The sequence below is a fragment of the Pigmentiphaga sp. NML080357 genome (assembly GCF_002188465.1).
In the GTDB taxonomy this organism is placed as follows: Bacteria; Pseudomonadota; Gammaproteobacteria; order Burkholderiales; family Burkholderiaceae_B; genus Pigmentiphaga.
Window position 1 is genome coordinate 107,956 of the sequence record NZ_NINW01000020.1, and the last position, 6,332, is coordinate 114,287.

General features: G+C 59.0%; 4 protein-coding genes and 1 pseudogene. 3 read left to right on the forward strand and 2 right to left on the reverse strand.

Features of this window, described 5'->3' with window-relative positions; genetic code table 11:
- Positions 1-117: 117 nt before the first annotated feature.
- A complete protein-coding gene (locus CDO44_RS05525; RefSeq protein ID WP_003120040.1) occupies positions 118-864 on the reverse strand; it encodes a hypothetical protein in 747 nt (248 codons plus the stop codon).
- Between the two features lie 450 nt (positions 865-1,314).
- On the opposite strand from CDO44_RS05525, the gene CDO44_RS05530 reads away from it, so the two are divergent.
- The 3 genes from CDO44_RS05530 (at position 1,315) to CDO44_RS28340 (ending at position 5,009) form a co-directional block, all read left to right on the forward strand.
- Positions 1,315-1,815 carry a DUF305 domain-containing protein gene (locus CDO44_RS05530; RefSeq protein ID WP_003098996.1) on the forward strand — a complete coding sequence of 167 codons (501 nt, stop codon included), beginning with the start codon at positions 1,315-1,317 and terminating at the stop codon, positions 1,813-1,815.
- A gap of 632 nt (positions 1,816-2,447) precedes the next feature.
- A complete protein-coding gene (locus tag CDO44_RS05535) occupies positions 2,448-4,382 on the forward strand; it encodes an integrase arm-type DNA-binding domain-containing protein (protein WP_023083474.1) in 1,935 nt (644 codons plus the stop codon).
- Positions 4,383-4,826: 444 nt separating this feature from the next.
- Entirely contained in the window at positions 4,827-5,009 is a 183-nt protein-coding gene (locus tag CDO44_RS28340; RefSeq protein WP_369824519.1) for a DUF2790 domain-containing protein, read from the forward strand.
- Between the two features lie 133 nt (positions 5,010-5,142).
- On the opposite strand, the pseudogene CDO44_RS05545 reads toward CDO44_RS28340, so the two are convergent.
- Positions 5,143-6,204, reverse strand: a pseudogene (locus CDO44_RS05545) (efflux RND transporter permease subunit); the annotation flags it as partial.
- Between the last annotated feature and the right edge of the window lie 128 nt (positions 6,205-6,332).

Sequence of the window (6,332 nt, forward strand, 5' to 3'; positions counted from 1 at the left end):
GCGGTCACTCCTGAACGCTCGGTGGCGTTTGTTGGCGTGACCTCTATTCAATAGACCTGGCTGCGGAAAGACATTGCAAATGCAATCTCCGCGATTGCACATACAAGCTGGATAACCTCATGCGCTTGCGCTACGGACGTACCTCTTAGCGTTGGCGAACTTTCCGTTTAAGGTGCGCTCAGTGATGCCCATGGTGCCGCCGTAGTGGGCGACCAATGCAGAGACAAGGGCCTCCTGCGTTTTGAAGCTGGAATAGGGCACGCCTGAAGGCGACTGGCTCAGCATCAGCGTCAACATCCCTCCAATGATGTTGAGATAGGTCGTTTCCGCCCGTTCGCTGATCTCGCATTGCTTGGATGCCAACAGCACCGAGGATTGCTTGAGTAGCGTGTCGTGCTGCTCCTGCAGTTCTCGCATCTCACGTCGGGCTTGTTCAAGCGCGGCCTGAAGGGCCAGCCGCTCCACGAGGATCGCCTGTCCTGTTTCCATGGTGATGAAAGGATGCGCCATGCGTTCGCCACGGCTGAACAGAAATCCTGGCCGGTGCTCGGGATAGTGGGTGCGCATCCAGCGTTTTAGATCGACATGGCGAACAGTCAGATCCAGAGAATTGAGCAGCTTCGGATCATTGAGCGTGATCCCGTTCTTGCCGTAGGGCAGCTCTCCGTTGAGGATGCCGTCATAGATACGTTCCGAGTGCAGCCGGCACTCATTCCATCGAGGGCAGTTCAGCGACCGAGGCAGGACACGCGGTGACGCGATCGTGGCCAGGATCATCGGGAGATACCGCAGCAACCCAGCCCATCGGATGGCCGCCTCGATGGGACGATAGAACACCTTTGATGTTGAAATGTCCTTGTGCATGTCTTCGTCTCCTTTCGGGTGCGCTACATCACCGGCTCCTTTCTTGCCCAAGGGCTGTTGTGTCGTTATGGCCTGCGACGGACGCTTGAGGCGATGCCCTAAGCGAAGGCGGAGGAGGCCATTGGCGTCCGCCGCAGGTGGCCTTGTCTTGCTTGATATGCAAGAATCGATCAGTTGCCGGCCCATCGAGCGATGAGGACGCAAGCTCGATATTGGCGCTCACGGTACCAGCGTCATAGGTGGCGCAAAGCCCATCAAGACCGATTTGGTATAGTCTGATATCCAGACGGTTCAAGACCAGCGAGTTGAAGCGTTCGACGCCCCTACGTCCAGTTGGTGACTGGAAATCAGCGGTTAGTGATGCATCGCTCCACATGCTGATATATCGACAAAGTATCTGCCGCAGTACCAGTGACCCTGCCAGGTTGCCCCAGCACATAGGAGACGGAGATGGCTGAACATTCCCATGAACATCAACATCACACATCCGGTCAGATGGGTAAGCACGGCCGACCATACGCCAAGTTCTGGGTGAACATGGTGTTGGGCCTCGTCGTCATGTACTTCGTAATGTTCAGCATGATCGACGGCGCCAGGGACTTCAGAAACAATCTCAACATGCTCTACATGGCGGTCACTATGTGGGCGCCAATGGGCATCTTCATGCTAGCGACAATGCCCGGCATGTTTCCAAACCGGCGGCTCAATCTCGTGCTGTACGGCTTGTTTGCCGTTCTCACACTCGGTTCTTTTGCCGCTACCCGTGCTCAAACCGGAATCGGCGATCGACAGTTCATCGCGTCTATGGTCCCGCACCATTCGGGAGCGATCCTCATGTGCCGCGAGGCGCAGCTCTCAGATCCGGAACTCGTCAACCTATGCCAAGCGATTTCCGATGGCCAGCGCGCGGAGATCGAGCAGATGAACCGGATTGCTGCACGCCTTCGTTGAGGCTGGCTGCCACTACACTGGCGCCGCGTTGCGCTCCGGCGAAGTTAGCCGCAGCGATGTAAAGATGAGTACTTGCGGTGTTCCGATGCCGGCGGTTGTGTCCTACAGCCGTCCAGGTGCCAGGCAGTCCACGCGACACCACCCCGCGCTGCCTGCGGAGCGAGCGCAAGTCATGATCGTCGCAAGTTGGAGTTCGATAGCGAACCCGCTCAGCAGCTGGACGCATCAGGCGTAACGACGGGTGGATGGATCATCCTTGGACGCTGGTGGAAGTGGTTGGATGAACTTTGTTGCCGAGGGCGAAAAACAAGGCTATAATTGAGTTCTTCGCTGATCACCACAGTGGAGAAAGTGATTGGGAAACAGAGACTTAGCGCTCTAGTGCATGACTCGTTTCCCGCTCCAATTTATGATCTACAGACTTCCACTGACGTCTGTAAGTCATTGAAAAGAGGAGCTTCGGCTCCTTTTTTCATTCCAGCGAAAGCCACGGAAGTCCACTGACAGCCACCATTTTTGAGGCCAAAAACAAGGCCAAAGAATGCGGGTCGTGCCGGTTCCGGGTTGTTGCTGGGGTTGGATCGGGATGACAAGCAGCATCGGGCCTAAGTCCAAGACTTAGGAGCTTGATGATGACACTCTCTGATCTGACCGTGCGGCAAGCCAAGGCCGCCGAGAGAACCTACAGCATCCCCGACACCGATGGCCTCGGCCTGGTGGTCGCCCGCACCGGCGGCAAGTCGTGGCATTTGCGCTATTACTGGCTCGGCAAGCAAAAGCGCATCTCCCTGGGGAACTACCCCGAGATCGGTTTGCGCGAAGCGCGCACCTTGCGCGACGAAGCCCGGGCGCTTCTGGCAAAGGGCGTCAACCCCCATACCGATCGGAAACAGAAGCGACACGCGGTCAAGCTTGCGGCCGACTACACCTTCAAGGCCGTCTTCGATGCGTGGGTCGAGCATCGCCGCAAGGAAATCAAGGAGGGCAGGAACAGCACGCTGTCGCAGATCCTGCGGATCTTCAACAAGGACGTGCTGCCTAGCCTCAAGCAGATGTCGATCTACGACATTCGCCGGCCCCAACTCCTGGGCGTCCTGGCGAGGATCGAGGAGCGCAAGGCGTTCACCACTGCCGAGAAGGTCCGCACCTGGCTGGGGCAGTTGTTCCGCTATGCCCTCGTCATCGTGGAGGGGCTGGAAGCCAATCCGGCCTCCGACCTGGACGTGGTGGCCGAGCCCAAGCCCCCGGTGAACCACAACCCCTACCTGCATCTTCCGGAGCTCCCCGAGTTCCTGCACAAGCTCAGGCTCTACAACCCTCGTGGTTGGCAGACCCAACTCGGCATCCGGCTGCTGTTCCTGACCGGCGTGCGTACCGGCGAGCTGCGGCTGGCGACCCCGGACCAGTTCGATCTCGACCGTGGCCTGTGGATCATCCCGCCGCAGATCGTCAAGCAACTCCAGGACGAGATGCGCAAGGCCGGCAAGCGCCCGCAGGACGTTCCGCCCTACATCGTGCCGTTGTCCGTGCAGGCCATCGAGATCGTGCGCTACCTGTTGGGTGTGATGAGGCCGGCTCAGGTCCATCTGCTCACGCACCGCAGCGAACTCAAGAAGCGCATCAGCGAGAACACCCTCAACGCGGCCTTGAAACGAATGGGCTACGAGGATCAACTGACCGGTCACGGCATCCGCGGAACCATCTCGACGGCGCTCAACGAGATCGGCTATCCCAAGATTTGGGTGGACGCGCAGCTTTCGCACTCGGACCCGAACAAGGTGAGTTCGGCCTACAACCACGCCAAGTATGTTGAGCCGCGCCGCCGGATGATGCAGGACTGGGCGGATCGTCTCGATCTGCTCGAACAGGGCCAAGTGGAAGCGGCCAGCGCGCACCTCACGATCCATATCGAGGGCGTGCCGGCCATGGCAGAGGAGGACAAGCCCAACACCATCGTCGCTGCTGCTTCTGCGGCATCCGTTCCGCCTGTGGTGGCCGAACCCATCGTCGTGACGCCAAACGACGGGGGAATCACCTTCCAGCGACTGTCGCAGGTACCACCGCCCCCGACGCATGCGCCAGAGCCGGAGGTGTCAGTCATCCAGCGCGAGCGCGAGGAAATGCTGGCCATCTACGAATCGCCGAGCAGTCTGCCGGTCCCGCTGTTCGGCAAGTTGGCCGGGAAGTCCAAGGACCAGATCAACCGCGAGCTGAAGGCGGGCAAGCTGCTGTCTATCAGCTTGGGCAACCGCGGGCAACGCGTGCCCGACTGGCAGCTGGTACCCCTCAAGCACAAGCTGGCACAGGTGCTCATGAACCAGTGCCCGCATGCGGATCCGTGGGACCTGTACCGGATGCTGACCCGCCCACATCCGGACCTGGGTGATCGCGCAGCCATCGACATCGTGACACCAGGAAATTTGGGCATGGTCGTGCGGGTCATCGCGGGCACCCAGCAGCAGCCAAACAGGCCCGGACCTGACTCGTCTGTGCAAGGTATTCCAGAGGAGACTCGCCAGCGCATTCAACGGTTGCTAAATGATGCGGCAATGCTCGAAAGTGCCTGACGCTGGCCGACGGCCAAAGATGGATGCTTTGGCCGTCGGAATTGAGCTACAGGATGCGGGCCTTTGCAGTCCACAGCGCATACGGCGCGGCGCGATGAGGCGTGCGGCCATCCTGAAGGCCACAGACTTCTGAGCGGCTACAACCGGACTGAGTCAGCCCCTACGTCGTCCCAGAATGTAGTGGTCGTATTAGTGAGCGCGCCGCAGTAATTAGCGAGATGTAATGGGGTCGTCATCTCACTGAAATGTCTGAATTCCTAGGATTAAATCTCCTACTGAGGGAGATTTAAAAAATGAAGTTATTCAGAAATTACATCATCGCACTAGCAATTATCGCTCTTGCTCCCGCCTTTGCTGACGGCTCGACGGATCGACTGTATGGTGAAACGCTGCAAGCAAATGAAGCTTCCACACGTGCATATGCCTTGAACGCAGGAAAGAATCCTGCCTCCCGTCGTCCATTATCGCTACGGAATGACGCTTGATATCGCTAAGGTCATCGGGCTCACGCCCACCTATGGAAAGTGCGGAATAATTCCGGCGCAGATGTCTTATGTGGAATCGAAAGGAGAAATCAACATACTCGAATATCGCGCTTCGGGGAGCGGCTGTCGAAACGAGAACTGACTGTACGAGATGCGATTTACAGTATTCAACTTGCCCTAGGTGTGATGTTTCAATAGGTTGTTCACTTGGGGTGCCGATAGGCCGCACCGGAAACGGCAGGGCCTCGGTTATGAGACCCTGCCGCGTTGCAACGTTAGCGCGGCTTACGCATCAGCAGATAGGCAGCCGGAATCACGAACAGCGACAGCAACGGTGCGGTCACCATCCCGCCGAGCATCGGAGCTGCTATGCGGCTCATGACTTCAGAGCCCGTGCCGCTGCTCCAAACAATGGGTACCAGGCCCGCCAGGATGACCGCAACGGTCATCGCTTTTGGGCGCACGCGCAGCACCGCCCCTTCCCGGATCGCATCTAGCAGTTCTTCTCGCGTTGGGTTGCGCCCATCGGGGCAACGTTCCGCCAAGGCCTGCTTCAAATAGATGAGCATCACCACGCCGAACTCCGCCGCCACACCTGCCAGCGCAATGAATCCCACGCCGGTGGCGATGGACAGGTTGTAATTCAGCAGGTACAGGAACCAGATGCCCCCCGTGAGCGCGAAGGGCAAGGTCGCCATGATCAAGCCCGCTTCGTCCACACGCGCGAAGGTCAGGTACAACAGAACGAAGATGATCAACAGGGTGGCAGGCACCACAACCTTCAGGCGTGCATTGGCCCGCTCCATGTATTCGAACTGCCCGGAGTAGGTGATGCTCACACCCGGCTCCAGCTTGACCTGCTGCCCGATGGCATCGCGCAGTTCGTTGGCCACCGAGGCTAGATCACGGCCGCGCACATCGACATAGACCCAACCGGAGGGCCGTGCGTTCTCGCTCTTGAGCATGGGCGGTCCATCGGTGATCGCGATGCGTGCCACGGTCCCCAACGTGATCTGCTGACCCATCGGCGTGAAGATGGGTAGTTCTGCCAGCCGTTGTGGTGAATCACGCCATTCTCGCGCGTAGCGCAGATTGATCGGAAAGCGGGCAAGCCCCTCGACCGTTTCCGAGACGTTTTCGCCACCCACCGCGCCGGCGATGACCGCCTGGACATCGGCGATGTTCAGGCCGTAGCGACCGGCGGCTACGCGGTCGATCTGAACATCCACGTAGCGCCCGCCCGTCAAGCGCTCCGCGAGTGACGACGTCACGCCGGGAATGCCCTTGGCGACCTGCTCGACCTCTGCAGCGATGCGATCGATCACGCCCAGGTCGTTGGGTAATCCCCCCATTTTTAGCGTTTGCCAGAAGTAGGAACGCTATGCGGCCATGGCGAGCCGCTGTTTCGGGGTAAATCCGCCCAGGGCCATGTTCGGGCGCTCGTGATTGTAGGACCACATCCACT